This is a genomic window from Stenotrophomonas sp. GD04054, assembly GCF_029836955.1.
GTDB lineage: Bacteria > Pseudomonadota > Gammaproteobacteria > Xanthomonadales > Xanthomonadaceae > Stenotrophomonas > Stenotrophomonas maltophilia_A.
Genome location: NZ_JAOECR010000016.1, coordinates 35104 through 57655 on the forward strand (window position 1 = coordinate 35104; position 22552 = coordinate 57655).

Annotated in this window: 29 protein-coding genes; all 29 read right to left on the bottom strand. The window is 63.7% G+C overall.

Annotation, left to right across the window (positions count from 1 at the left end; translation table 11 throughout):
* Positions 1-6 precede the first annotated feature (6 nt).
* Positions 7-744 carry a hypothetical protein gene (locus N7573_RS09825; protein ID WP_279912197.1) on the bottom strand — a complete coding sequence of 246 codons (738 nt, stop codon included), beginning with the start codon at positions 742-744 and terminating at the stop codon, positions 7-9.
* Entirely contained in the window at positions 744-1133 is a 390-nt protein-coding gene (locus N7573_RS09830; protein WP_279912196.1) for a hypothetical protein, read from the bottom strand. The genes N7573_RS09825 and N7573_RS09830 overlap by 1 nt, the downstream gene beginning before the upstream one ends.
* Positions 1130-4645 (bottom strand): host specificity protein J, encoded by a 3516-nt coding sequence (locus N7573_RS09835; RefSeq protein WP_279912195.1) that lies wholly within the window; start codon positions 4643-4645, stop codon positions 1130-1132. Before N7573_RS09835 ends, N7573_RS09830 begins: the two co-directional genes overlap by 4 nt.
* The gene (locus N7573_RS09840) at positions 4642-5226 is read right to left on the bottom strand and encodes a tail assembly protein (protein ID WP_279912194.1); all 585 of its coding nucleotides are present in this window, start codon (positions 5224-5226) and stop codon (positions 4642-4644) included. The genes N7573_RS09835 and N7573_RS09840 overlap by 4 nt, the downstream gene beginning before the upstream one ends.
* Positions 5219-5959: a C40 family peptidase gene (locus N7573_RS09845; RefSeq protein ID WP_279912193.1), complete on the bottom strand. Its 741-nt coding sequence runs from the start codon at positions 5957-5959 to the stop codon at positions 5219-5221. Before N7573_RS09845 ends, N7573_RS09840 begins: the two co-directional genes overlap by 8 nt.
* Positions 5960-6021: 62 nt before the next feature.
* Complete coding sequence (locus N7573_RS09850; protein WP_279912192.1) at positions 6022-7272, bottom strand: phage minor tail protein L; 1251 nt, start codon at positions 7270-7272, stop codon at positions 6022-6024.
* On the bottom strand, positions 7269-7730 hold the full coding sequence (locus N7573_RS09855) for a hypothetical protein (RefSeq protein ID WP_279912191.1): 462 nt from the start codon (positions 7728-7730) through the stop codon (positions 7269-7271). The genes N7573_RS09850 and N7573_RS09855 overlap by 4 nt, the downstream gene beginning before the upstream one ends.
* A 1-nt stretch (position 7731) precedes the next feature.
* Positions 7732-8643: a hypothetical protein gene (locus N7573_RS09860; RefSeq protein WP_279912190.1), complete on the bottom strand. Its 912-nt coding sequence runs from the start codon at positions 8641-8643 to the stop codon at positions 7732-7734.
* A 9-nt stretch (positions 8644-8652) separates the two neighbouring features.
* On the bottom strand, positions 8653-8988 hold the full coding sequence (locus N7573_RS09865; protein ID WP_279912189.1) for a phage tail protein: 336 nt from the start codon (positions 8986-8988) through the stop codon (positions 8653-8655).
* On the bottom strand, positions 8981-11140 hold the full coding sequence (locus N7573_RS09870) for a hypothetical protein (RefSeq protein WP_279912188.1): 2160 nt from the start codon (positions 11138-11140) through the stop codon (positions 8981-8983). Before N7573_RS09870 ends, N7573_RS09865 begins: the two co-directional genes overlap by 8 nt.
* A gap of 17 nt (positions 11141-11157) precedes the next feature.
* On the bottom strand, positions 11158-11400 hold the full coding sequence (locus N7573_RS09875; RefSeq protein ID WP_279912187.1) for a hypothetical protein: 243 nt from the start codon (positions 11398-11400) through the stop codon (positions 11158-11160).
* Positions 11397-11786 (bottom strand): phage tail assembly chaperone family protein, TAC, encoded by a 390-nt coding sequence (locus N7573_RS09880; protein ID WP_279912186.1) that lies wholly within the window; start codon positions 11784-11786, stop codon positions 11397-11399. The genes N7573_RS09875 and N7573_RS09880 overlap by 4 nt, the downstream gene beginning before the upstream one ends.
* A 63-nt stretch (positions 11787-11849) precedes the next feature.
* Positions 11850-12347 carry a phage tail tube protein gene (locus N7573_RS09885; RefSeq protein ID WP_279912185.1) on the bottom strand — a complete coding sequence of 166 codons (498 nt, stop codon included), beginning with the start codon at positions 12345-12347 and terminating at the stop codon, positions 11850-11852.
* 52 nt (positions 12348-12399) lie between these two features.
* Positions 12400-12753: a DUF3168 domain-containing protein gene (locus N7573_RS09890; RefSeq protein ID WP_279912184.1), complete on the bottom strand. Its 354-nt coding sequence runs from the start codon at positions 12751-12753 to the stop codon at positions 12400-12402.
* Positions 12753-13244, bottom strand: coding sequence for a hypothetical protein (locus N7573_RS09895; protein ID WP_279912183.1), 492 nt, complete (start codon positions 13242-13244; stop codon positions 12753-12755). The genes N7573_RS09890 and N7573_RS09895 overlap by 1 nt, the downstream gene beginning before the upstream one ends.
* Positions 13245-13249: 5 nt before the next feature.
* A complete protein-coding gene (locus tag N7573_RS09900) occupies positions 13250-13588 on the bottom strand; it encodes a phage head closure protein (protein ID WP_279912182.1) in 339 nt (112 codons plus the stop codon).
* A 1-nt stretch (position 13589) separates the two neighbouring features.
* Positions 13590-13934 carry a head-tail connector protein gene (locus N7573_RS09905; protein ID WP_279912181.1) on the bottom strand — a complete coding sequence of 115 codons (345 nt, stop codon included), beginning with the start codon at positions 13932-13934 and terminating at the stop codon, positions 13590-13592.
* Positions 13935-13937: 3 nt separating this feature from the next.
* Entirely contained in the window at positions 13938-14297 is a 360-nt protein-coding gene (locus tag N7573_RS09910; RefSeq protein ID WP_279943142.1) for a hypothetical protein, read from the bottom strand.
* Between the two features lie 54 nt (positions 14298-14351).
* Positions 14352-15563, bottom strand: coding sequence for a phage major capsid protein (locus N7573_RS09915; RefSeq protein ID WP_279943143.1), 1212 nt, complete (start codon positions 15561-15563; stop codon positions 14352-14354).
* An 11-nt stretch (positions 15564-15574) separates the two neighbouring features.
* Positions 15575-16441, bottom strand: a complete 867-nt coding sequence (locus N7573_RS09920) for a head maturation protease, ClpP-related (RefSeq protein ID WP_279912430.1) — start codon at positions 16439-16441, stop codon at positions 15575-15577.
* A gap of 3 nt (positions 16442-16444) precedes the next feature.
* Positions 16445-17734, bottom strand: coding sequence for a phage portal protein (locus N7573_RS09925; protein WP_279912429.1), 1290 nt, complete (start codon positions 17732-17734; stop codon positions 16445-16447).
* The gene (locus N7573_RS09930; RefSeq protein ID WP_279912428.1) at positions 17731-19479 is read right to left on the bottom strand and encodes a terminase TerL endonuclease subunit; all 1749 of its coding nucleotides are present in this window, start codon (positions 19477-19479) and stop codon (positions 17731-17733) included. The genes N7573_RS09925 and N7573_RS09930 overlap by 4 nt, the downstream gene beginning before the upstream one ends.
* Positions 19412-19837 (bottom strand): hypothetical protein, encoded by a 426-nt coding sequence (locus tag N7573_RS09935; protein WP_279912427.1) that lies wholly within the window; start codon positions 19835-19837, stop codon positions 19412-19414. Before N7573_RS09935 ends, N7573_RS09930 begins: the two co-directional genes overlap by 68 nt.
* A 469-nt stretch (positions 19838-20306) precedes the next feature.
* Complete coding sequence (locus tag N7573_RS09940; RefSeq protein ID WP_279912426.1) at positions 20307-20507, bottom strand: hypothetical protein; 201 nt, start codon at positions 20505-20507, stop codon at positions 20307-20309.
* On the bottom strand, positions 20504-20806 hold the full coding sequence (locus N7573_RS09945; protein WP_279912425.1) for a hypothetical protein: 303 nt from the start codon (positions 20804-20806) through the stop codon (positions 20504-20506). The genes N7573_RS09940 and N7573_RS09945 overlap by 4 nt, the downstream gene beginning before the upstream one ends.
* On the bottom strand, positions 20782-21222 hold the full coding sequence (locus N7573_RS09950) for a hypothetical protein (protein WP_279912424.1): 441 nt from the start codon (positions 21220-21222) through the stop codon (positions 20782-20784). Before N7573_RS09950 ends, N7573_RS09945 begins: the two co-directional genes overlap by 25 nt.
* Positions 21203-21469: a hypothetical protein gene (locus N7573_RS09955; RefSeq protein ID WP_152906889.1), complete on the bottom strand. Its 267-nt coding sequence runs from the start codon at positions 21467-21469 to the stop codon at positions 21203-21205. The genes N7573_RS09950 and N7573_RS09955 overlap by 20 nt, the downstream gene beginning before the upstream one ends.
* 5 nt (positions 21470-21474) lie before the next feature.
* Entirely contained in the window at positions 21475-21792 is a 318-nt protein-coding gene (locus tag N7573_RS09960; protein ID WP_065427804.1) for a hypothetical protein, read from the bottom strand.
* A complete protein-coding gene (locus N7573_RS09965) occupies positions 21789-22454 on the bottom strand; it encodes a glycoside hydrolase family 19 protein (RefSeq protein ID WP_279912423.1) in 666 nt (221 codons plus the stop codon). Before N7573_RS09965 ends, N7573_RS09960 begins: the two co-directional genes overlap by 4 nt.
* Between the last annotated feature and the right edge of the window lie 98 nt (positions 22455-22552).

A 22552-nucleotide genomic window follows, 5' to 3' on the forward strand; every position in this document is an offset into this window, starting at 1 on the left:
CCGCCCTCAACCGAATCCCAGCGGAACCTCGGTCAGGTCCACGATGAAAATTGTGGCGTTCTGCGGCCCCATCGTCACGCCGCCCACCGGGAAGGTGTTGGTGATCAGGGTCTGTTGAGTCACCTGCAACCGCGAAAGGAAGATCCGGTTGTCGCTGGTCATGTGGAAATAATCGGCGCTCATGGTGCAACGATCCTGCGATTGCGCGAAGTAGTAGAAGCGCGGTGACGGGATGGCAATGCCGATCTTGACTCCCGGGAAGAACTGGCCGATTTCAACGGGAGGCCCCGGGACCGTTGGCAGCGCCACCACTTGGAGAACACGCAGGCCCTTGCGTCTGGAGTCGTAGAAGACCGTGCCGTCTGCGTTGCGCAGGCGCAACCCGACTGGACCAGTACCTTCTCGCTCAGAAGCATTGAACGTGTAGTACTCCAGCACCTTATTCGGCGCGGCACTGGAGGCGTAGACATCGCACGTCACGCCGCTCTGGACCAGAGTGAATCCGGTATTTGTTGATACGGAGTCATTGATGTATCGGCAGACGTGAAGGTTTGTCGTCCCTTTCGTCGATGCCAACACACCACTCGGAGACCATGAGGCAAACGGTGGTGATCCACCAGTCGATCCACCGGCAAACGAACCAGTGTTGAGCGTGCCTGATTTGGCCAGCTGCAGATTTCGATAGCCAGAGGCGATCTGGATCTGTCCGGTCCCTTGGTTGCGCACGCGAAGTCCTACGGCCATCAGCTGTAGATTCCATAGTGAAGGGTGATGCCGCCGACAGTTTCCGTAGTGGGTTTGCTCGGGAACATCTCCATCCTGACGTGGAAATTCACTACGTCAGGATCCCATGCCCAAGTGATGCTGTTGCCCGAGATGGTGACTGATGGGACCAGCATCCCGTACACCGACCGCTGGTCCTCACAAGTGAAGTAGTACCAGGGCTCGCCGCCAGAGAAGTCGTTGACGACGAGCCCTCCGTTCGCTTCAGGCGGCGCCACCCACTTGTTGTTGGAGTTGACCGGGTTGTAGAGCGGGAACCTGTAGGACCCGATCATCTTCGACAGCTTGGTGGTGACCGTGGTCTCCACGTAGCCATCTGGGCGTCGTACGCGGAGCCCGACGAGGCTCATAGCAGAACTCCCACTTCAACAACGGCAGTGCCGTTCGGGTGATAGACGTAGACGCCACCATTAACCACGCGCGTCTTGTAGCCATCAGGCGTGTTCCCGTTCAGTTCGAATCCACCGTCCTTGCTGATTCGCCAGCCGGTTTGCCCTGGAACATAGTTGTCCGACTGGATGACGCCACCGATCTTTGCGTTGGTGATCGCCGCATCAGCGATGTTGGCCGTATTGATCCACGCCGTTCCGATCAGCGCCTGGCTGATGAACGTCTGGCCGCCCTGGATCACGAAAGGCGTGGTCACCTGGCCGTTCACCAGGTTGATTAGCGCCAGACGGTCGGCTTGGAACAGAATCTGGCTCTGGTAGCTGCCGTCCGGCTGGTTCTCGATGCCGATGCCCATGCCAGCCGCGTAGTACTGGCCATTGGCGGCGATCTGCAACTTCAGGCTGTACGAGACGCTGATCTTGCCGTCCAGGTCGACCAGCGCCTGGAACGTCTGCTGCCCCAACGCCTGGGTTTCGCCAACGCTCGCCTCGACTGTGTCCTGCCGGCGCGCCAGGGCGTAGTCACCCTCTGCAATGACCGTCTGGATGGTGAGCGTGCCAGCGAACACCGTGGAGTCACCTGCACCCCAGTCGCTGTCACCGGCAGCATGGACGTCAAGTTGCGCGAACAGGCCATCTGTCTTCTGGCCAATGGCCTGCAGACCGGTCTCCGGATCGTTGACCTGCAGCTCCAGGGTGTTCACCCGGCCAACCACCGCGCCCGCCTGAGCGATCGCGTCGCCCACGTCCTTCCACTTCGTGCCCGGCGGCTCCTCATTGCCCGGCGCGTTGTCGTTCCACAACCAGATCTTGCCGTTGTAGACAACAGTCTCGCCGGGCTCGTAGGTGGCACCCGCCTCCCAGATCAGTGGCACGATCTGGTCGATGCTTTCAATCTTGGCCAGCAGGTCTTGGCCCAACGCGCTCTCGCTGATCTTCCCCGAGAAGTACGCGTCGTAGTCCGACTGGTTGGTGCTCGCCTCGCCCATGACGCCAGCACCGGCCGGATACCACGGCCCGATGTTGCCGCTCTTATCCACCAGGCGACCCCAGAAGTAGAACCGCGCACCGGCGGCCAGGCCGTCGAGTTGGTAGCGGTTCTGCGGATAGGCGAAGTCCGCGAACTTCGTGGCGCTGGCACGGTCCGGCCCGGCACTGCGCCAGATCTCGGTCCGCTCGGTGTCGGTGGCGCCGGGCGGGAAGCCCCACGCCAGCTGGATGCCGAACACCACCGGCGTGGCGGTCAGCGAGGTCAGCGCCGGCGGCGGCTCGGTCTTGCCCTTGATGTCCGTGAGCATGCTCAGCGTCGGCTGCGAAACCGCGTTGAGCGCATTAACCGCGCGCACCCTGGCCAGGTACTTGCCGGCATAGATGCCCCGCACCTCGCAGCTGGTGGTCCCTACCCTGCCCGCACGTACCCAGTTCAGGTCGTCCCGGCGCCACTCCACGTCATAGGCAATGGCCTTGTCGGCCGCATCCCACTCGATGGTCAGCACCGGCGTGGCGATGCCCTGGTCGATCACCACATGGGAGGACATGCGGACGTTGGCCGGTGGCGGCTGCACGCTGGGCGGAATGACGCTGATCGGCGGCGGCTCCAGGCGGGTGCCGTCATCGATCGCTGCGAACTTGTCCGGGCGGTGCTGCAGCGCAGTGATGCGGTAGGTCAGGCCCTCTTCCTCTGCGATGCCTAGAACACGAAACTGCTGCAGCACTAGGTCGGTCGACTCGGTCGCCCAGATCGACTGCGACACCGGCACCGCACTCCACGGCGCGGAGACGGTCACCACGCGCGTAGTCGGGTTGATCCCATTGATGGTGCGCGCCTCAGTCTTGCCGCTCGGCAGCGTGGCGCGCAGGAGGTCGCCAACGGCCATGGTCGGCGGCACCACGTCCAGCGTCAGGCTGTTGGCAGTGGCGGCGCTGACGCGGCCGGAATTCCGGCGGCCTGCGCGGTTGGCGTCAGCCACCTGAATCACGTCGCCCGGCATGCAATTCAGCGCGTCCAGGCCCACCGCGAAGGTGACCGTCTCCGTCTCCAGGTTCTCGCTGTAGAGGATGTGGTTCCCCACCCGCTGAGCCTGCGACTTCGAATGGCAGCCCAACGCGGTGACCTCGATCTGGTTCACGCCATAGCGGGCGATGCCATCCAGAAGCTGCACCGGCTCAACCTTCTGCCGGCCAAAGTCGTCCGGGTCGGTCCAGGACACCAAGGCCACGGTGTGACGGACCTTGCGAGCACTTCCCTCGTAGGTGAACCGGCCATCGACCACATTGGCCTGGCTGTAGGTATAGACCGGGTCCTTCGGCTTGTCCGCCGAGGCCATCACCTGGCCAGCGGCATAGAAGCTGATGCCCCGGAACATGCTGGCCATGTCCTGCAGGACCTTGTACGCATCGGCTCTGGTCTGCAGGTACAGGCTGCAGGTGAAGCGCGGCTCCTGCCCACCCATACCATCGCTGACCAGCTGATCGCAGTACTGCGCGATCTCGTACAGCCGCCACTTGTCCACCCAATCCAGCGGGATCCGATTGCCGAGGCCGAAACGGTCGTTGGTGACAATGTCGAAGAACACCCAGGCCGGGTTGTTGGTCCATGCCGACTTGAAGGTGCCGTCCCAGACACCGCTGTAGGAACGCGTGCGCGGGTCGTAGTTGCTCGGCACACGGATGATGCGACCCCATATCTGGAACGCACGCGAGGGGACGTTCTGGAAGGCGCTCGCGTCCACCTGCACCGCTGCGAGGGCACAGTTGGGATACCGCAGCTTGGCGTCGATGATCTCGGTCAGCGACTGGACCATGACGATGTCGGCGACGGTCGAGCTGTTCGCGTTCGGCGTCAGGCGGCGCACGCGCACCTGCCATTGGGTGCCGGCCGGCAGATCAATGCGGTGGCTGCGCTGGTACTCGCTGGTGGTCTTGCCACGGAACGCATTGGAGAGCACCGTGCTGAACGCGCCGCCGTTCACCGACAGATCGATCGCATACTCGATCGCGTAGCCTTCGGTATCGCCGTTTTCCGTGTTCTGCCGCTGCAGCGCAGGAACGCTGAATCGAATGCGCACTGCGGACAGGTCAGCGCCAGAGACCGTGCGGACCACAGGTGCGTTACTGCGCAGCTCGACCCCGACCGGGACCTCGTTCTCGACCGATGGGAATCCGGCGATGTACTCCTGGTCCTGCGTGCCCGCACGGGTTTCCACGCGCACGCCGGCAAAGTTAAGGGTGCCGTCGCTGTTCTGGATCGGAACCTGGTTGAGGTAGACGGACTGATTGCCCGCGACCAAGCCCCGGATTTCGCCCTCGCTGATCAGGTCAATGATCTTGGCGTAGGAGATCGAGTGCAGGCTATCGGGTGTCTCGACCGGCGTGCGGGCGTTCCCGCCGCCCTTGCCGCCAGCACCGGCAATCGCCGCCGGCGAGCAGGCACGCGCCAGCTGCGTGGGCTGATACTTGATGGCTACGTTCACTGCTGATCCTCTGCGTAGATGCCGCCACTGATCACTGCCGAGCCCACGAACATTCCCTTGGTGTCGTGGCCGCCATAGGCGACAGACACAGGGTTGCCCTGCGCCTGCGTGTTGACGGCGCCGTTCATGCTGTAGCTCGGGGTGTTCTCGGCACTGTCTTTGGCGCCAAGCCCTTTCGGCTGTGGTGCGAGCATCTGGGAAACGCCCCCCAGCACCATGACGCCGCCCTGGAAGACGAGCTGGTAGTTCTGGGTCCAGACGCCGACCACGATGAGCACGATGCCGAGAATCGTCTGCAGGACGCCTCCGCGCTTCGAGCCCACCAGCACCGGAGCGATCCGAATGTCGTCAGCGCCGGGCGGATCGTGCAGCTGTTCCTTGGACAGGTTCTGCCGCCCGACGAACACGGCGAACTCCATGCCCTTGGCCTTTGCGCCCATGAGGTATTGCTGGAAGCCCGGCAGCAGCACGCACAGCGCGCGCACGGCCTCGGCGGGGTTGCTGACGGCCAGGCGGAACTTGCGCCCGAAGCGAGCACCCAGCAAGCCGTATAGGCGGATGGTGCGCAGGCGCTCAGCCATGACGGGCCCCCTTGTGCCGGACGATATAGCGAGTGCGCTCGGCCCACATGCCGCCGTAGACCACCGTCTCCGACAGGCGGCCGTGCATGTGGTGCAGCATCTGGCCGTAGCCCAGGTAGACGCCGGCGTGGTTCGGCACGGGCGAGCGGATCTGCATCAGCACCATGTCGCCGCGCTGGGGCTCGCCATCGATCAGCTCGAAGCCTTCGGCACGCAGCCGGTCCAGGCTGTAGAGGTCCTGGCCCTTCTCCCACCAGTCGTCCTCGCGCTCGTACTGGCTGAGCTGGATGCCCAGCTCGCGGGCATAGAAGTCGCGCACCAGGGTGTAGCAGTCCAGCACCCCATGGGCGAATTGGCGGCCAACCAGCGGCGCCTCGTAGCCACAGGGCTCGATGGTCTGCAGGTCGCCACACTCAGGATCTGCGCCAGTGCACTGGCCCACGCTCACGATGTGCCACGGTAGGCCGCTGGCCTCGCACATGACCCGGTCAGCGTCGGACGCAGCCGCAGAGGCGTTCGGGTGGCTGTGCACGACGGCCAGCACCTCGCCCTGGTCCTCCGCGTCTGCGTAGTCCTCGGCCGGCAGCCGGAAGTGCTCGCTGGGCGTGGTGGCCACGTTGCGGCAGGGAATGTAGGCCTCGCCATTGGCGCCGGCCACGATCAAGCCGCAGCACTCGCGCGGGTACTCGGCCACGGCGTGCGCCTGGATGGCCTGCAGGGTGCTCTGTTGCATGGTCTCGCCCATGAAAAAGCCCGCACATGGCGGGCTGGATGGTTGCTCGATGGTGGCGCGAATCAGGTGCGTAGCAGGCCGGATGCAGGGAACCCGCCATAGGGCAGCGGCTTGTCGGCGCCGAAGCGCAGCTTGCAGCTCCCCACCCTGCCCCCGCACTGGTCCCGCGCGGGGTCGGTGGTCGGCACATCGTTGGCGTCAGCCACGGCCGGCCCGGTGTAGCCGCAGAACGGGCCGCGGTAGCCACCCCTGATCAGCCACCCGCACACGCCCGAGATGATCTGACGACCGGGCAGCTGCTCGCCGTTGAGGTCGATCGCAGTGGTCAGCTCGAACTCGACCACTTCCTTCGTCTCAGAGACCTTGCGCTCGATGAACCAGATCTCGTCCAGGAAATGCTCGTTCGGGTCGGCGGTCGGGTTTCTATCTTTCACAGGATCCGTCGTGGTGACCTGAAATGGGCTGGGCGAAGAGCCGAGTTCGAACTGCGCTCCATAGAGGATCACGCTCTGACCGACAACTGCTGAATTGGGGCCCACCAGAACAGATGGGTTCGAAGAACTCGCCCCGTTGAACGTGATGCGGATTACCGCCCGCATCACTCCGTCGCCAACGTCGCTGTACGCCAAGCGCTCAAGCTGGCCGGCATTGGATGATGAGCTGGCAACGCTCCCATCGGCGTTGATGTTCAGTAGCGATTCTCGGTAGGCACCACCAACCGTGTTGGAGATCACAAGTCGGACCTTCTGCGACGTTCCGAACTTGAAGTAGAACGTAGCGACGGCCACTTGCCCATTGGGAACAAGAGCCGGGCGAAGACTGCCGCGTCGGTTGTGTGAAGTTGCCCCACCGCTGGCGATCGCGCAGGGCGTGAACAGGATCCCGTCTGCATGGGTAGGCGCCAAGCCCGTCGCGGTTGTCCCTGAGTTCCCCCAGTTACTCCCCATGGGTGCATTGCTGTTGTTGAGAAGGTTGACGATCTGCGGGAAGTTCGCCCCGTCCAGGTACTTCACCAGCGTCTGCCGGCGGATCACCTTGGCCCCGACCATGTCGCCGTAGAGCATGCACATGGCCGCGATCCGGCCGTCCAGGTTGCCGACCTTCAGGCGCGGGTTCGGCGGCTGGTCGCTGGTGCGCTCGAAGCCGGTCGCCTCAATCGGCCAGGCGCCGTACTCCTGCCCCTGCCACCAAATCACGCCCGACTGCAGGTGCGCGTGGAAGAACAGCTGGTCGGCGCCGAAGCTGCTGGCGTCCAGCTCGTAGACCGTGACGCGGCCGCCCGGTTCAAGCTGCTGGGCATCGGCGGTGATCATTCCAGCACCGCCGTTTCACCCGTGCCCAGCGGCAGCGACACCTCGCCGGGCCAGTCGAAGGTCTCCGGCTGCGGCAGCAGTGCCCGAACCTGCTCCCAGGTCTCGATGCCGGCAGGCGCGGCCAGCACCAGTGACTCCAGCTCCTGATTCACAGCATCGCGCCACGCGACCATCGCACGGGCTTCGTCACGGTAGCGCGGCACGCTGCTGTTGAAGTAGCTGCAGCACGTCTCGATTGTGTCGTAGCGCCGCTCCTTCACCCATGCCGTCATCCAGTCCCAAGCAGCCGCGCGGATCGCCTGGTAGTGCTCAGGGCTGTGCAGGACGTACGGCGGTGGCATTGGTGCCGGGTCGTTGGACTCAAGCCATTCGGTTGGCCACAGATAGCTGCCTCGCGGAATGAAAGCTCCGGTTTGGAGGCACTTCAGAACATCTTTGTCATCGGTCAGCTGGTACATGTCAAAGCTCCGCGTCCGCTGTCCAGTGGAATTCGATAATGCTTCCGGCGGTCAACGTGTTGACCCCTCCCACCTGGAACTGGGACGTTCCTTGTGCCGATGCACTCAGCGATCGGTTTGCAATGAATACGCCCTGGTTGTTCACCTCCGATCCGTTCCCAACCGAGCCATCACGCGCGGCGTACAGGGTGATAGCTGTCGCCCCTCGCTTCTGCACCGAGAATGGCACTGCCCCGGCAGTTAGAAAGAACCCATTCAAGATGCTGCAGCGGTAACTGCCCGTCCGGTCTGCAGTACCAGGCGCCATGTTGCCGTTGTAGCTCTTTTCGAAGTATCGCTGGCACAGCGCGAACTCCACCGCCCAGGGCCGTACCTCGAAAGCGGTGGCCGACGAACCTCGTTCCAGCTTCGGCCGGCTGTACGTCACGCCTGTTGCGGTTATCTGCACAGTCATGTGGCCACTGCCAGACGGCGTCAACGTCACACCGCGGCGGCCAGATCCAGCGGTAATGGTTCCAGTGGCCCCTCCAACGCTCACCGAGATGGAGCCGCTAGGGCTTTCCACGCTGAAGGTCAGGGCTTGTCCCCACGCCAACTGTGGCGCCTCAACCACTTGCTGCAAAGGTCCACTGGTGTGGGTGAATACACCGGTGCCTGCATTGATCGTGACATTGCAGCCGCCCGAACCGGCCTTCCAACGGTCATAGCCATATGCGCCCGCCGCCAGAGAACCGCCAGCGAAGCCGCGCTGGTTGATCGGCACGCCGCAGTTGATCAGTAGATTGTCGCCAGCCAGAGACGTCAGTGCGTACAGCTCAGCGAAGTTCGCGTTCGCCTTGTCGAATGCAACCTTTGCGGGGTCGCCCTTGTAGGAACCGTGGTCGGTCGTGGTGTCGATTACTTGGCGTGCCATGGTGATCCCTTACGGCTGGAACGTCTGTTCGAATGTGGCATTGAGCGTGTAGACGCCATTGCCATGTGGGGTGAGGGTGTAGGACTTGCAGAGGTACAGGCCCTGCACTCCAAGCGGTGGCGTCCACAGGAACGAAACCGCTCCCTTCCGTGCGCGCAGGAAGGCCAGTGCAGCACCCACCTTCGACGAGCGGCCGACGATGGATATCGGCCACTGCTGGGTCTCGTTGTTCAGGCCATCGGACGCGGTCTGCTTGTAACCGTCGCCGAACTGCGCCTCCCGGACAAGAAAGTCACCGGTGCCGGTGATCTCGGTGCGCACGCACCAGGTGAAGACCTCAGCCATTGCTCACCCTCATCTGATGGAAGTAGCCGCCGGGCCGCGACTGTTGGGTGGCCCACTCGTTCATCTTGGAAGTGAAGAACTGATTGAGCCGGCGAGCGTCCTCGCTGCCATCGCCCTGTTGGGTGGTGCTGGTGCCGTCGGACGAGATGTTCATCGTGGTGTTGAAGTTGTTGGTGATCCCGCCACCACCGCCGATGGCGGATGCAGGCATGCCTGCGGTGATCGGACGAACCGACCCAGCGTCGCCGGGGATCAAATAGGTCTTCCCGCCCTGGTCGAACAGTTCGGGCCGACCGCCCTCGCCCACCCGATACATGCTACCGGCGGCAACCGGCCCGCCACCGGCGCGGCCGCCAGCCATGCCGCCGATCGCACTACCGACCGCGTTGATCCAGCTCGACCCTGTGCCGCTGTAGCTGTTCGCCCAATTCCCTATCATCTTGAAGATCTGCGAGGCTGCCGCCTGGGCAGCCATCTTCTGCAGCGTCTTCGCGAAGCTCTGAACCATCCCGCCCAAGCCCTCCGAGAACGGATCGAACAGGAAGTCAGCGAAGGCGTCCTGAATGTTGCGGGCGCCCTGGTCGGCAAAGGTGCTCATCTGGCTGTTTGCGTCCTGGGTTTTGCTGGCCAGGTCCTGCAGCCCATCCCCATATAGCGCGGCGAAATCGTCCTGTGCGTCCTTCACCGCCGCCAGATTGCGAAGCACCTCGGCCTGCGCCTCGCTAAGCGCGCCGTAGGCGTTGGTCTGGATGTCGTAGTTGACCTTGGCCGCCTCACTGAGATCCCCATGCAGGGCAATCTCGCGCTCGAGTTTGGCGATCTGATCGTCTGCACGCTCGCTGCCAGCTCCATACAGCGCCTCGTAATCCTCCTGGATCTGCTCAAGTAGCGACTTCTCTTTCGTCAAAGCGCCCTTGCGTCGGTCGGACTCGCCAGCAGCGCCTGACCCGGTGGGTGGGCCGCTCCCAGGAATCCGGGCTGTGCTATCGACCGAACCCGTCACTCCCTTGAAACTCTCGCCCGCGGCATCCGACCTGTACCTCTTCGTCAGCTCCCGCTGGATGTCGAGCCGCTTGGCTTCCAGATCATTGATGCGCTTCAGCCGGGCTTCCTCCTGACCGTCGGTCAGAGGAAGGCCGAACAAGCCCGAGGTGTTCTTCTTGGCGTAGTTGATCTGGTCAGTCAGCCGCGCCATCTGGGTGTTCAAGGCGTCTTCGCCGGCGTCGCCTACCGCTCCGCCGGCATCCAAGTTCCGCAGTTGGATGACCTTGTCGATGAAGTTCACCAGCAGCACGGTGCCGTTGGCCATCTCAGCGGCAAGGTCACCCACCCACTTCGTGATGGTTACGAACGCGCCCTTTGTTTGGTCGGAGCCAAGGAACGTCGTCAGCTCCTTGAACTCCGGCAGAAGCTCGGCAGCAACCTCGTTCTTCAGGCCCTGGAACGCCAGCTGGATGAGGTTAGACTGCTCCTTCACTTCCTTCATCGCCGTCAAGGTATCGGTGTCAAGCACCGCCCCCAACCGTTCCGCTTCATCGCCCCACTTTCGGAAGCCCTCACCATTCCGGGCCAGCAGCGGGGCCAGCATCGATGAGTCGCTGGCAATGGCCTCCATGTAGAAAACCATCTCAGCCTGGCTTGCGCCTGCTTGCTCCAGGGCGCTGTAGTACCGCTGTAGAACCTCCGGGCCGCTCAGATGCTGCAGCTCCTTCGCAGTCAGGCCGATTCGAGGCGCGATCTGCTCGAAGAAGTCCTTCATCGCGCCGCCGCCGGTCTGCAAGAAGTCGCCCAACTTGTCCTGGGTGTCCTTGAAAATGTCGGCCAGCTTGTCCTGCTGGATCCCGACAGTGGCAGCGCCGGCCGCCATGCGCTGAAACACCTGCTCGTTGGTTCCGGAAAGGCGCGAGAACTTCTCAAGCTCTGCCGACGCATCAACGAGCTGTCGGGTCCAGTTCAGCACTGCCGTTCCGGCGACCGCCAAGCCGCCCACAGAGGTTCCAGCAATCTTGCCGAACGCCTTCCCAATGTCAGCAGCTGCGTCGGTGGAGTCCTTGCCCAGCTTCTTCATCTGCTTGGAGGCACGGTTCGCGTCGGTCTCGAACGACCCCGTGCGCATCAGTAGGTCGACAACGATTGAGCCGGCAGTGGCCATGATTAGGTCCAGTCAGGTTAGAAGCCGAGGGCCTTGGATACATCGCGATCGGCGTCGCTCAGAACCGGGTCGTCCGGGCTCGGGGCGAGGAAACCGATGATGCTTTCGTACTTGCCGCCGAAAGCGGTTCCGATCACTGCAGCGGGTCGGTGGAACCGGTGCAGATCGTCAAATGGATGCAGTTCGTAGAACGCGCGCCAGCCGTCCAGCTCAGCTGCCGGCATCGCATCGATCTCGCCGAGTGTCTTGCCCAGGGTCAAAGCGAGCTGATATCGGAACCACTCGCCGCTTCCTCGCCGGGCAAGCTCTCCTTTCCCTGGTAACTGTGCACCTCGCTGATGGCCTTGGTCAGCGCGATCTGCACCGCAAATTTCAGGCGCTTGGCCTGCGCCAGCGAAAGAGCCGGTTTCCCCTCGGGATCGCAAATGGCCTTCGCGATGAGGCGAGCCATTGATTCAGCCTGCTTTTCTGGGTCCTCGCTGGTCTGCCCGGTGAAGAACCCGCGCAGGACGCCAGCCTCCTGCTCGCGGATGTAAAACACGTGTTCTTTGCCGTCGGGCAGCTTCACCAGCCGCTCGTGCACATCATCGGAGATGAAGAGAGAGGGATCCAGCAGCGGCACTGCAGCATTGGTGGTCTCGGTCATGGGGCTCTTCCGTAGGAATGGTGCGCCGCGGCGCCGCGAGGGGCGCCGGGCGTTTGGATGGGATCAGGACAGTGGCTTGCCGTAGCGGGTAACGCCGCCGCTGCGCTGCACGGTAACGGTGCCTCGCACGATCTCGTTGGTGGCGATGTCGATGTTCACGTCGGCGACGTAGCCGATGAACAGGAAGCCGGACCGGGCAGTGGCCAGCGGAGGAACCAGCTCGTCCTCAGTGTCGAGCGTGGGCGCTGCGGTGCCGTCGCTCAGGCCGATGTACCAGCTCACGTTCTCGCCGGTATCCTTCAGCTTGAACAGCGCGTCATGCGATGCGTCGCTGGGGATGTAGTTGAACGGGATGGACACCTGGCCCGGGTTGCCCAACCCGCGCTGGTACTCCTTGTCCACCGTTGCATCCAGGCAGGTGGATTCGATCTGATCGGCAGCTCCGCCCAGCCCGGACGCACCGGTCGGGCAGGCGAACTTCACGATCGCCGGGCCACCGGCCGCGTTCGGGTTGACGAAGAACAGATGGGTGCCCTGGGTCTTGACGACGCCCTCGGTCATGGCAGTTTCCTCTGAAGGGCCGCGCGAGGGCGGCATTACGGGTGACCAGTTATCAACGCTGGTCGATGAAGTCGGCTTCGAGGCCGACGCGGTACAGCTTGGTATCTGGGTCGCGGTTGTTGACCACGACACGGTTGACGATCAGCACCCCATCCAGCGCAGCGCGAACTGCCTTTGCGAGCTGCTCCACACCTGCGTCGGTCGCGTGGTAGCAGTCGATTTGCACAGTGGTGAAATCGCCGCCTGGAGCTGCGCTCAGGTTGTCGAACGCGGAACCGGTCACGATCTGCCAGGCGATGTAGGGGCGGGTCTCTGTCTGCGCCACTTCACCGTGCCGCCCTATGCGGTCGTCGACGATCGCAGATACCGCTGCAGAACGGATGGTTCGATACACCTTCGGGAACATCAGCGGCGCCCTCCATTCTGCGCGGCGAGGCGCTTGGTGATCTGATCCAGGCGCTTCAGCAGGTCTTCGCTGACCACGTCGATGATCTGGCTGGCACGGCGCTGGACGGCCGGACGCAACCACGGATAGGCGGGTTGGGTACTGGACCCGTATTCCATGAGCTGGGCAGCCTTCCGGGTGGTCGTCTTCGAACCATGCGCGTTGACGAATGCCTTGCGCTTCACACGCACCAGCTGACGCTCGCCCTTGGTTCCTACGGGCGCCTTACCACGGCTGGCGATGATGCTGTTGACGGTGGTGTCTGTGCTGTCGGTGCCACCAATAGCTGCGGAACGGCGGAAGTTGTCCTTTGCTTGGTCGCGGAGCAACCTGGCGCCCTTGGCCAATGCGAGCTTGACCGGACCACCACGCTTGCTGACGACCTCAGCTGGCAACGCCTGCAGCGTCGCAAGGACACCATCGATCCCGTGGATCTGAAGTTCAACCTTCATATCCCCTACTGCCCGTCGTTGACGCCGGCCGAAACCGGGATCGTGATGTACTCCAGCCCAGACACCTTGTCAGGCAACAGGCCCGCAATGTTGAAGATCTCGCCGCGGTGGATCAGGCGCATCGAAGGCGACAGGCCGTCGCGGTAGCGCATGGTGATGCGTGCCGCGACCGCCGATTGGGTCTGGCCGGACTGGATGAATTCGCGGGCCGAGAGCGGCTCAACCGAAGCCCACACCGTGGCCATGTCGACCCACGTCGTGGTCTGCACGCCGTCTTCGTCCTTGGTGGTCATCTGCTGCTGGATCAACACGCGGTGGCGGAGCTTTCCTGCCGGCAGGCTCATATCAGACCCCCAGGCCGATGCGATACGGCCATAGCAGGCTGTGTGCGCCCATCGGGACTTGGATCGTCGCACCGTCACCGCCCTGCACGTCTTCCCTTGTCCGGTACAAGTGCCCCAGCATCAGAAGAATGGCGGCGCGGATAGAGTCGTTGACCAGGATGGGGTCGATCCCGGCGGTGCCGGCCAGCACGGCAGCAGCCATGGAGCCGGCGTCAGGGAAAACACGGCGGTTGAGGAACTGCTGTGCAGCGCCCTCGGCAGCGCCACCATACAACTCCAGCATGGCGTCGTCGGCGCTATCGGCCCGGCAATGCTGCCGGGCCTGCTCGATGGTGATCAGCTGCATGGCTCAGGCCTGGGCCGGCGGCGCCGCCTTGATAGCGGTTTCGATGGCCTCGATCACCGTGGCGCGGGCTTTCTCGCCCTTGGCAGTCTCCGCTTTCAGCGCAGCGTCCAGCAACGCAAGATCGGTCACCGACGCGATCGCGGCGATCGCGTCGGCAGCCTTCTGGCGGACGAGCTGAGCGCCATCATTGGCCGCACCAGTCGGAGCAGCCGGGCAACCGCCGGCGGCCGCTGCCTCACCAGCCAGCTTCACGAGGCCACGCTTGACCAGCAAGTCCGCGTGTTGGTTGGATACATCGAACTCCGCGCCGCGGCTACGGCTTCCGTGGTGTTCGAACGAGGTGAGTGCAATGACCTTGGCCATTATCTGGTTCCTTCGTCATGGGCAGCGCCCGGCACAGCCGGGCGCCACGTGGTGTCAGCCGCCGGCGCCAGCGCCGTCGGTGACCGGCAGACCGTCGAAGCCACCCTTCACGAAGGCCTCGGGGCGGAAGACGGTCAGGCCCACATCCTCTTCGCAGAGGATGGTGACCATGTTCTTGACGAAGTTGTCGCGGTCCTGGTTGGAGACGGTGATGTTCGCCTGCTCGCGGTCCCAGCCCTGGGCACCCATCTTGAAGGCACCGGTCAGGAAGTCGCCCAGATCCATGGCCTTGGTTGCCACGACTGGGCGCGCCCACAGACCCGGGACGGCCAGGCCACGCGGCGTGGCGAACAGGTAGGCGTTCTCGGTGGTCTTCGACAGCTCGATGGTGGTCCAGTCGATGGGGTTCAGCACGATGCCATCGGCTTCGTACTCGGCCAGGGTCACCTGCAGCATGGCAATGCGCAGACGATCGATGGCCGTCTCGTTCTGCACGGTCACGCCGGGGTTCGCATAGTTCGTGGCCTGGGTGTAGAGGCCGTTGATGTTCAGGCCGACGCCCGAACCCTTCAGCAGCTGCGCTTCTTCTTTCAGCTTCAGGCCGTACATCAGGCGGCCGTTGATGTAGGCCTGCAGCATGCTGGCATCACGCAGGACCTGCTTCGACGCGCGGATCCAGTGGGCGATGGTGGCGATCTTGGCCGAGTCCAGCTCGAACGCCAGATCCGACTCCGGCTTCGGATTGGTCGGGTTTTCGGCCACCACGTCCGCGTTGTTGGTGAAGCCGGTCTCGCGGACGTACTCGATGCTGTCCGAGGAGGTGGGCCCCCAAGTCAGAAGATCGCGGATGAAAAGACGCTGGTTCGGCGTTGCAACCACGCCGGGCACGCGCTGCGGCTGGATCAGGGTGCCGGCCGAGGCGTCTTCGCGGGTGATAGCCGCCTTGACCGTGAAGCTGCCCTGCATACCCGGGTTGAAGTTCTTGCAGGCATCGGACGCGGCCACCACTTCGCCGATGGTCAGAGCCTTGGCCGGGGCGCCGCCGCCCTGCTCCAGCCTGGCAATGACCTGCTGGGCAGCCTGCAGGTTGGCCTGCAGCTCGCCCTGGGTGACCAGCAGCTGGTCGACCTTGGCCTTGGTTTCTTCGGACAGCTGCGCATGCGCGCTGATATCGGCCTTCGCCTGCTCCGCGTGCTTCTTCAGCTGCTCGTTCACCTTCTCCAGGCTGGAGTTGATGTTCTTGATGTCGTCGTCGATCTGGGCCATTGAGGCTCTCCTTACAGGATGGTGGTGAGGTTGGCGGCCATCGCCGCAGTGGTCGTGAAGCCGGCAGCATTACGCTGGCCGTGTTCGGTGGGCTCGCCCTCACCGCTGCCAGCGGGATCACCCGCGCTGGACTTGAATTGACTGATCAGCCGCATGGCCTCGGACTTCGGCATGCCAGAAGCCCGCAGAGCGGCCTCCATACGGCGCACCGCAGAGGCGTTCTTGCTGTCATCGGCCTTGCCGATCTCGTCGGAATCGAGCAGCGAATCTGCGAATCCCTGGGAAACGGCAGCGCTGCCGCCGATGTAGGATTCGCGATCCATGAGCTTCTGCATCGCCTTGAGGTCTTCGCCGGTTCTGGCCGCGTACACGTCGGCCATGGCCTGGTCGAACGGCTCCAGCTGGTCAGCAATCTCGCGCAGCTCGTGGCGGTTGCCGGCGGCCAGGAGCCAGCAGTTGTGAATCATCAGGAAGCCAGCTCGTGCAATCTGGACGCTGTCACCGGCCATCGCGATGATGGAGGCGGCAGAGGCCGCAATGCCCATCACCTTTACGGTGACCTCTCCAGGATGCTCGCGGAGCATCGAGTACATCGCCAAGCCTTCAAACATGTCGCCGCCCGGCGAATTGATGGCGACGGTGACCGGCCCCTTGCCCAGCGAGCGCAATGCCGCAGACATTCGCTTCGCAGTGAAACCGCCACCGGTCCACCAGTCCTCGCCGATCACGTCGTAAATGCCGATGGTCCGGTCTTCCTGATCGTCGGCCGCAGCCCGGATGCTGGAATCCCAGCGCTCAAACGCGGACGGTGCGATGTAGCTGCGCACATCCATCTGCGGCCGTCCGCTTGGAACGCCCGGAGTTGCACGGATGGTCATTGGTTACTCCCTGGTGGTGGCGTCGGAAACGCCAAGAAATGCCCGCAACGAGGCGCGAGCGGCATTGCCGTCTTCGGCCTGGCCAAGCTTGTCCAGCGGCGCCAGCGCGGTCTGTACCGTTAGCACCGCCGCATTGCCACCCATTGGTTCGCGGTCCTCGAGCTCGCGCACTTCGTCGCGGGTCAGGATTCCGTTGTTGACCATGGCCGCGTAGAAGGAGGCGCGCCCTGCGCTGTCCGAGCGCAGCAGCCCTTCAACCGCGAACTTCGGGTAGTACCGGGTTCGCTCAGCCGGGGTCAGCAGATCCTTGCTGATTGCCTGTTCAATGCGGCGAAGCCATGGTCCAAGGGTGAACGTAAGGAAGCCGATCATCTGCTGCTCGATCCCGGTCCCCCAGCTGGTCGATTTCTCGGCGTGGCCAACCATGAACGGCGGTACACGAAACCAGCGGCAGATCTCCTCTACCGAGAAAGCGCGTGATTCGAGCAGCTGGGCATCAGCCGGGTTGATGCCGATGGTCTTTATTTCTGAGCCCGCCTCCAAGATCACTGGTCGTCCAGCATTTACGGCGCCGCTCAGTGTCTCCAGGGTCTGCCGTGCTTCGTTACGCTGATCCGGTTTCAAGGTGCTGGGGTAAGAGATCGCCGTGGTCGGCATCAACCCCCTGGAGAAAGTGGAACTTGCTGCCATGTCAGCGCCAATCGCGGCGCCGAACACCTCGGCACCGTAGCCGATCACCGAGACGCCCTCCTTCCCGTCGAGCGAGAAGCCAGGGATGCCCCACACCCGGTCGTTTGGAATCTCCCGCTGCAGGCCGTTCTCGTCCGTGTACCTCCAGACCTTCACCCCGTCGCGGCGGAACGAGGTCAGCCGGTCCGGGTGCAGGAACTGCAGGCCAACCACCCGTCCGCCGATCATCAGCTTCTCGCAGCGCGCATTTCCACGAAGCAACATCGCCGCCACGCTCGCTTCCCAGTGGACAGCGGCTGTCGTGTCGGCGTTTGGTTGATCGTGCAGGATGAACTGCAGCGGGTGTTGGCTTGCCACCCTCTTGCCGCTGCTCGTCTTCTCGTACATGGAGAGCGGAAGAGTCGAAATGGTCTCAGATATCAACCGAACGCATGACCAGACGGCCGACAGCTTCAACACAGTCTGATGATTTACCGGCACACCGGCGGCCGAACTCGATCTAAAGAACTCCGCCCAGAAGTCGCCATCGGTGAGGTGGATCGGAACGCCGAGCCACTTGAGCGCAGCAGCGCGCAGGCGCCCCGGCTTATTCATCATTTTCATCCGATCACCGGGCTATTGAGAAAATCATCAATCGACTGCTCTGTGCTGGTGGTCAAACTCACCCCGATGGCCATCAGCAATGCGGTCATGTCGTCGATCTTGTCGGCGGACCGGCGCTTGTCCGGCGCCATGTTCAGGTTCACGTCTTTGCGAGCGACCAGGTTTGCCGCGCACCAAGCCAGCACAGGGTCGCCGTCGTGCACCAACCGCTTGCCGATGTAGGCGCGCTCCAGCTCGACCATCGCAGGGTGGTAGGACTTCGTGCCTTGGATGAACTCAACCAGCGGAACCTCTGCGGCAACCAGCCGGCTGACCATCTCGGTCGCATTCCAGCGATCAAAAGCAAGCGACTGCAGGTTGAAGCGCTCATGCACGTCCAGAACCGCCTGCTCAATCACCGCGTAGTCGGTGACCTCGCCTTCGGTCTGCTCCAGCAGCCCGGCCGCGACCCAGCCCGCATACGGGACGGTGCCGCGCTCGGTTCGCTGTGCCACCGCGGACTCGGGAACCCAGCGCCGTCCCCAAGTGATGATCTTGTCGCCCAAGCGCCAGACCAGCCGCAGCGATGCAAGGTCGCGCGTGCTGGCCAGGTCAAGCCCACCCCAGCAGGGAACGTCCTTCAGCGCGTCCAGATCGACCACGCCATGGCAGGCATTCCACTTTGGCAGCAGGAGGAAGCCGTTTGCCGCTGCAGCAGGTCGGTTCAGCCGCTTGATCTGGAACTCAGCGAGCTTCGAAGGCATTGCCTTCGCTTCGATCGATTCCTTCCTGATCGCCGCCAGCAGGTGGGGGTTAACGTCCATCAACGGGTTGGCCTTGTGCCAGGCCCTCTCGTCGAAGTCCCCGTCGTCCTTGTCCACTGCGAAGAAGATCGCTAGGAAGTGGTCGGCGGCGTCGCCGAACACCCCCTCCAACAGCTGCGTGGCGAACTGCCGAATTTCCGACCAAGGGCCGGGGTTCGCGTACCCCTCTGTGGTCGTGAACAACCACAGAGGATTCCGGCGCGCACCGGCCGCCGACTGCAACACGTTCAGCAGATCGGGGGTCTTGTGCGCATGGATCTCGTCGAGACCGACGTGGGATGGGTTCAGACCGTCCTGCGTCGATGCCTTCGCGTTGATCGGCTTGAACGTCGCGCCGGTCTCGACCCGGCTGATCGCATTGGCCCAGCACTCCAGCCCGTAGGCCTCCCGAAGATCGGCTTTCTTCTCGGCCATCCGCTTGGCCACGTTGAAGATGATGCGCGCCTGGCTGCCAGTGGTAGCCGCGGAAATGACCTGCGCACCCTCTTCCTCTTCACAGCATTCGCAGTACAGCAAGATCGCGGCCGACAGCGTCGACTTCGCGTTCTTGCGCGCGACCGCGAACAGTGCGGACGTGAAGCGGCGGGTTCCATCGGGCTTTCGGAACCCGAATAGCTGAACCACGAACCAGACGTGCGACGGGTGAAGCCGGATCTCCGGCGTCTCCCACTTGCCTTCCACGTGCGGGAGCAGTTCGATCCAGCTGCAGGCGTGATTGGCGTGATCCCGCGAGAAGGAGAACGGCGACCCCTTCTTCTTTGCGCGCTTCAGATCGTCCAGGAACCGTTTCGCTGCCAGCTTGATCAGCCGGCCGAACCTCCCTCCCCTATCTGCCGCAGCCGCCTTCGCATACCCGATCGCGACATCGACGTAGTCATTTTCCGGCGGCGCGGGGCTTTCCGAGCGCGGCGAACGCGTTGCCCGGCTTTTCCGTGTCGCCATTCGGTTTCACCTTTCCCTGCGCCACTGGCGTCAGGCCGAAGTCGTTCATCAGTCCACGCAGCTGGGCAACCATCGATGCAACCGGCGCCTCGCCGGCGGCGTATAGCTGGACGGTCTTTCCATGAAGAGCGCAGAGCTGGCCGAGCGCCGACAGGCCAGCCTCGGTCAGGAGCTTGTTTGCGTGGAGGATTGGGGCTAAGCGCTCCCATTCCTTACGTGCGTGTGCGTTGGGCATCCAGTCCGGTGCCAGTGGCACATCGGACACCAGGGGTAGCTCGGCGGCGGCAGGCGCTTCGCGGTCAGGCCGGTCGGTGCCGGCCACCACCTTCAGCGCTGTCGGCTTGCGGGGGCGGGACATAGACGGGCCTCAAAAACTGAATTTTCTGAATTGACGGTGCAAAAAAACGACTGAGCGGCCGGTGTCCGAGGGGAACGCTTCGAACTTTTTCCCCTCCCCCCGGGGCATTTGATGGAAATGAATCGCATTCATCGCTTTGACAGGTACGGATGAGAACGATTCGCGCCTCGTGCTGCCTCTGCCTTCGTCTTTGTGCCGTGGCACTCACAGCAGATCGCCTGCAGGTTGTCCAAGGCGTCCGTGCCGCCTTCCGCCTGCGGCACAACGTGGTCAACCTCTTCTGCCTGGCGGATGCGACCAGCAGCGCGGCACGGCTGGCAGAGGTACAGGTCACGAGCCATCACGGCGTCGCGCTTGCGGCGCCAGGGTCGGCCGCCTCGCCCTTTGCCGTAGTTCTCAGGGGCCGACTGAGCAACGTGCACCGGTGCCAACTGAGGCATCGGTCGGTGGCGGCTCGGGAACCCCGGCATCAGCCGAGGCTCTGCGACTGGTCGCGCTCGCTGGGCACCAGCTCACCGTCCAGGCTGCGGGCTGGCTGGTCCTGCTCTCCCTCGCCCTCAGCGGCCAGCGACGCCAGCAGGACATCGACCTTCTCTTCCAGTCGGTCGGTGGCCTTGCGCTGCTCTTCCTGCTGTAGCTCGATGCGGCGAAGGCGGTCGGAAAGGCTCACGGCTTCACCTGCTTCTGGTCGCCGGCCGGGGCCAGCTTTAGAATGGCGCTCATACGGCTATCGCAGTCCTCCAGAGTCAGGAGGTTGGCGTTGTAAGCAGCGACGACCGCTTCCACTGTGCGCGAGGTGGCGCGCTTCCCCGGGCAGCGGGCGGTCAGCGCCGCAGGCACGGCCACCGTGCGCTCGACCGGGACATACACCACCTTGGGCAGGTCAGGCTTCTCGGCCTTGCTGCAGCTGCCGAACCCGCACAGCGGCAGGGCCGCCGCCAGGATCACAGCAACGGAATGGCGTCGCATAGGTTCTGCTCCAACTGCTGCCGGCATCCCGGCTGGGTCTTGGCCGCCTGCAGGGCCTGCTCGGCCAGAGTGGCGCGTCGCTGGCTCTGAGCCGCTGCCGCTTCAGCCAGCCGCGCGGCCTCCTTGGCTGCCTGCTGCTGGCGGGCCGACTCGTCGATGGCCAGTTGGGTCTGCCTGTTCACCTCCTGCAGCAGCTGGCCGCAGGCGTTGGCCGCGCGCAGGTTCTCGTCTGCATCGGCCTGGGCCTTGTCGCGCGCCTTGTCGGCGCCGGCGATCAAGGCCTGGTCCTTCTTGGCCCGGTAATCCGACCCCAGCCGCGCGCCCATCAGTAGGACCGCGCCGACTGCCGCGATCCACAGCCCCACTTGGATCAGGCCAACGTAGGGCCTCAGCGGGTCAGGGATCAGCATCGCCATTGCTCAGCTTGGGCTGCACGAAGATGCGGGACACCGCAGCCAGGAACGAGGTGACGCCAGCCGATGCCAGAGCGCTGTAGGCCACCGTCTGCTTGAACCCGTCATGCACCACCGGCAGCCAGTCCGCCGGCAGCAACATGTAGGCGCCGATGATGCCAAGCGCGGTGGCACTGATGATGCCAGCCAGCAGCGACAGGCGAACCGACCAGAATCGCCAGAAATGGCGCCGGTCGCTGGTGAGTTTCACGTTCTTCACTTCAGCCCCCTGAGCTGCTTCAGCTCGCGGATGTCTGCCTTGTTCTGCTCTACCTGCACTGCCTGCTTGGCCAGTTCGAGCTTCAGCGCCGGAACGTCCGCCAGCTGGGTGTTCATGATTTGCAGCTGCTGCTGCAGGCCGGTGATCTGCTGGTTCGTTACCTGCTGCTGGGTCAGAACCGATTGCATGGAACCAACCAGCCAGTAACCGATGCTCACAATGGCGCCGGCGATGACAAGGGCAATCCAACGCTCCACTGGGCCGAGGGAGATCTTGGTGCGGCCGTCCTGGCTCGGCTGGGCTTCCATCGTCATGCCCCAAGCACCTTCAGCGCGCGGGAGTACCGCGAACGCCGGTCCGCCGCTCCAATCTGGCCACCGTTCACCCGAGCCGTGATCTCGTCGAATCGGCCTGCGTCCGCCAGCTTGTTGAGGTTCCGAGAATCCCAGAACGTCGCTGCTGCCAAAGCGCCCCACTTCGGCTGCTCCAGTTCCTCAGGCTTGGCCTCGAAGTCAGGCACGCCCTTGATGCCCTTCGCCCGGAAAGCATCGCGGATGGCCGCATAGTTGGCCCGGCCGGTGTTATGGATAGGACCACGGCCGCGATAGCGGTAGCCGTCGCCACTCGCCTCGGAGCCGTTGCCCAGCCGGTTGGCATACGCGTTGTTGCCGATGGCAACCGGCTTCCGTTCCAGCGCATGCGCCAGGTCGTTCGGCTTCCTCGGCTTGGCCTTGGGGTCAACGGCGTAGCGGCTGGGCCAGGTGTCGGCCATGCCCTGCGCACCGTAGTTCAGGTTCTCGACGGTCCGGGTCAGGCTTGCCGACTCGTGACCAACCTGCGCCAGGAACGCTGCCACTCGCTTCGGGGTGCTGATACCGAACGCCGTGCAGGCGTCGGTCAGGGGCTGAGCCCACTGGGCGGCGACGGCGGCGCTGCAGCCGACCGCCTGCTGGATTGTCGAGGCGGTCAGGATCATGGCAATTCCGGAAATGAAAAACCCCAGCTGGGGGCCGGGGTCGGGTCGTGCGCGATGGTAGTGAATCTAGCCTCAAAAGTGCGGGAGTAGCAATCCCG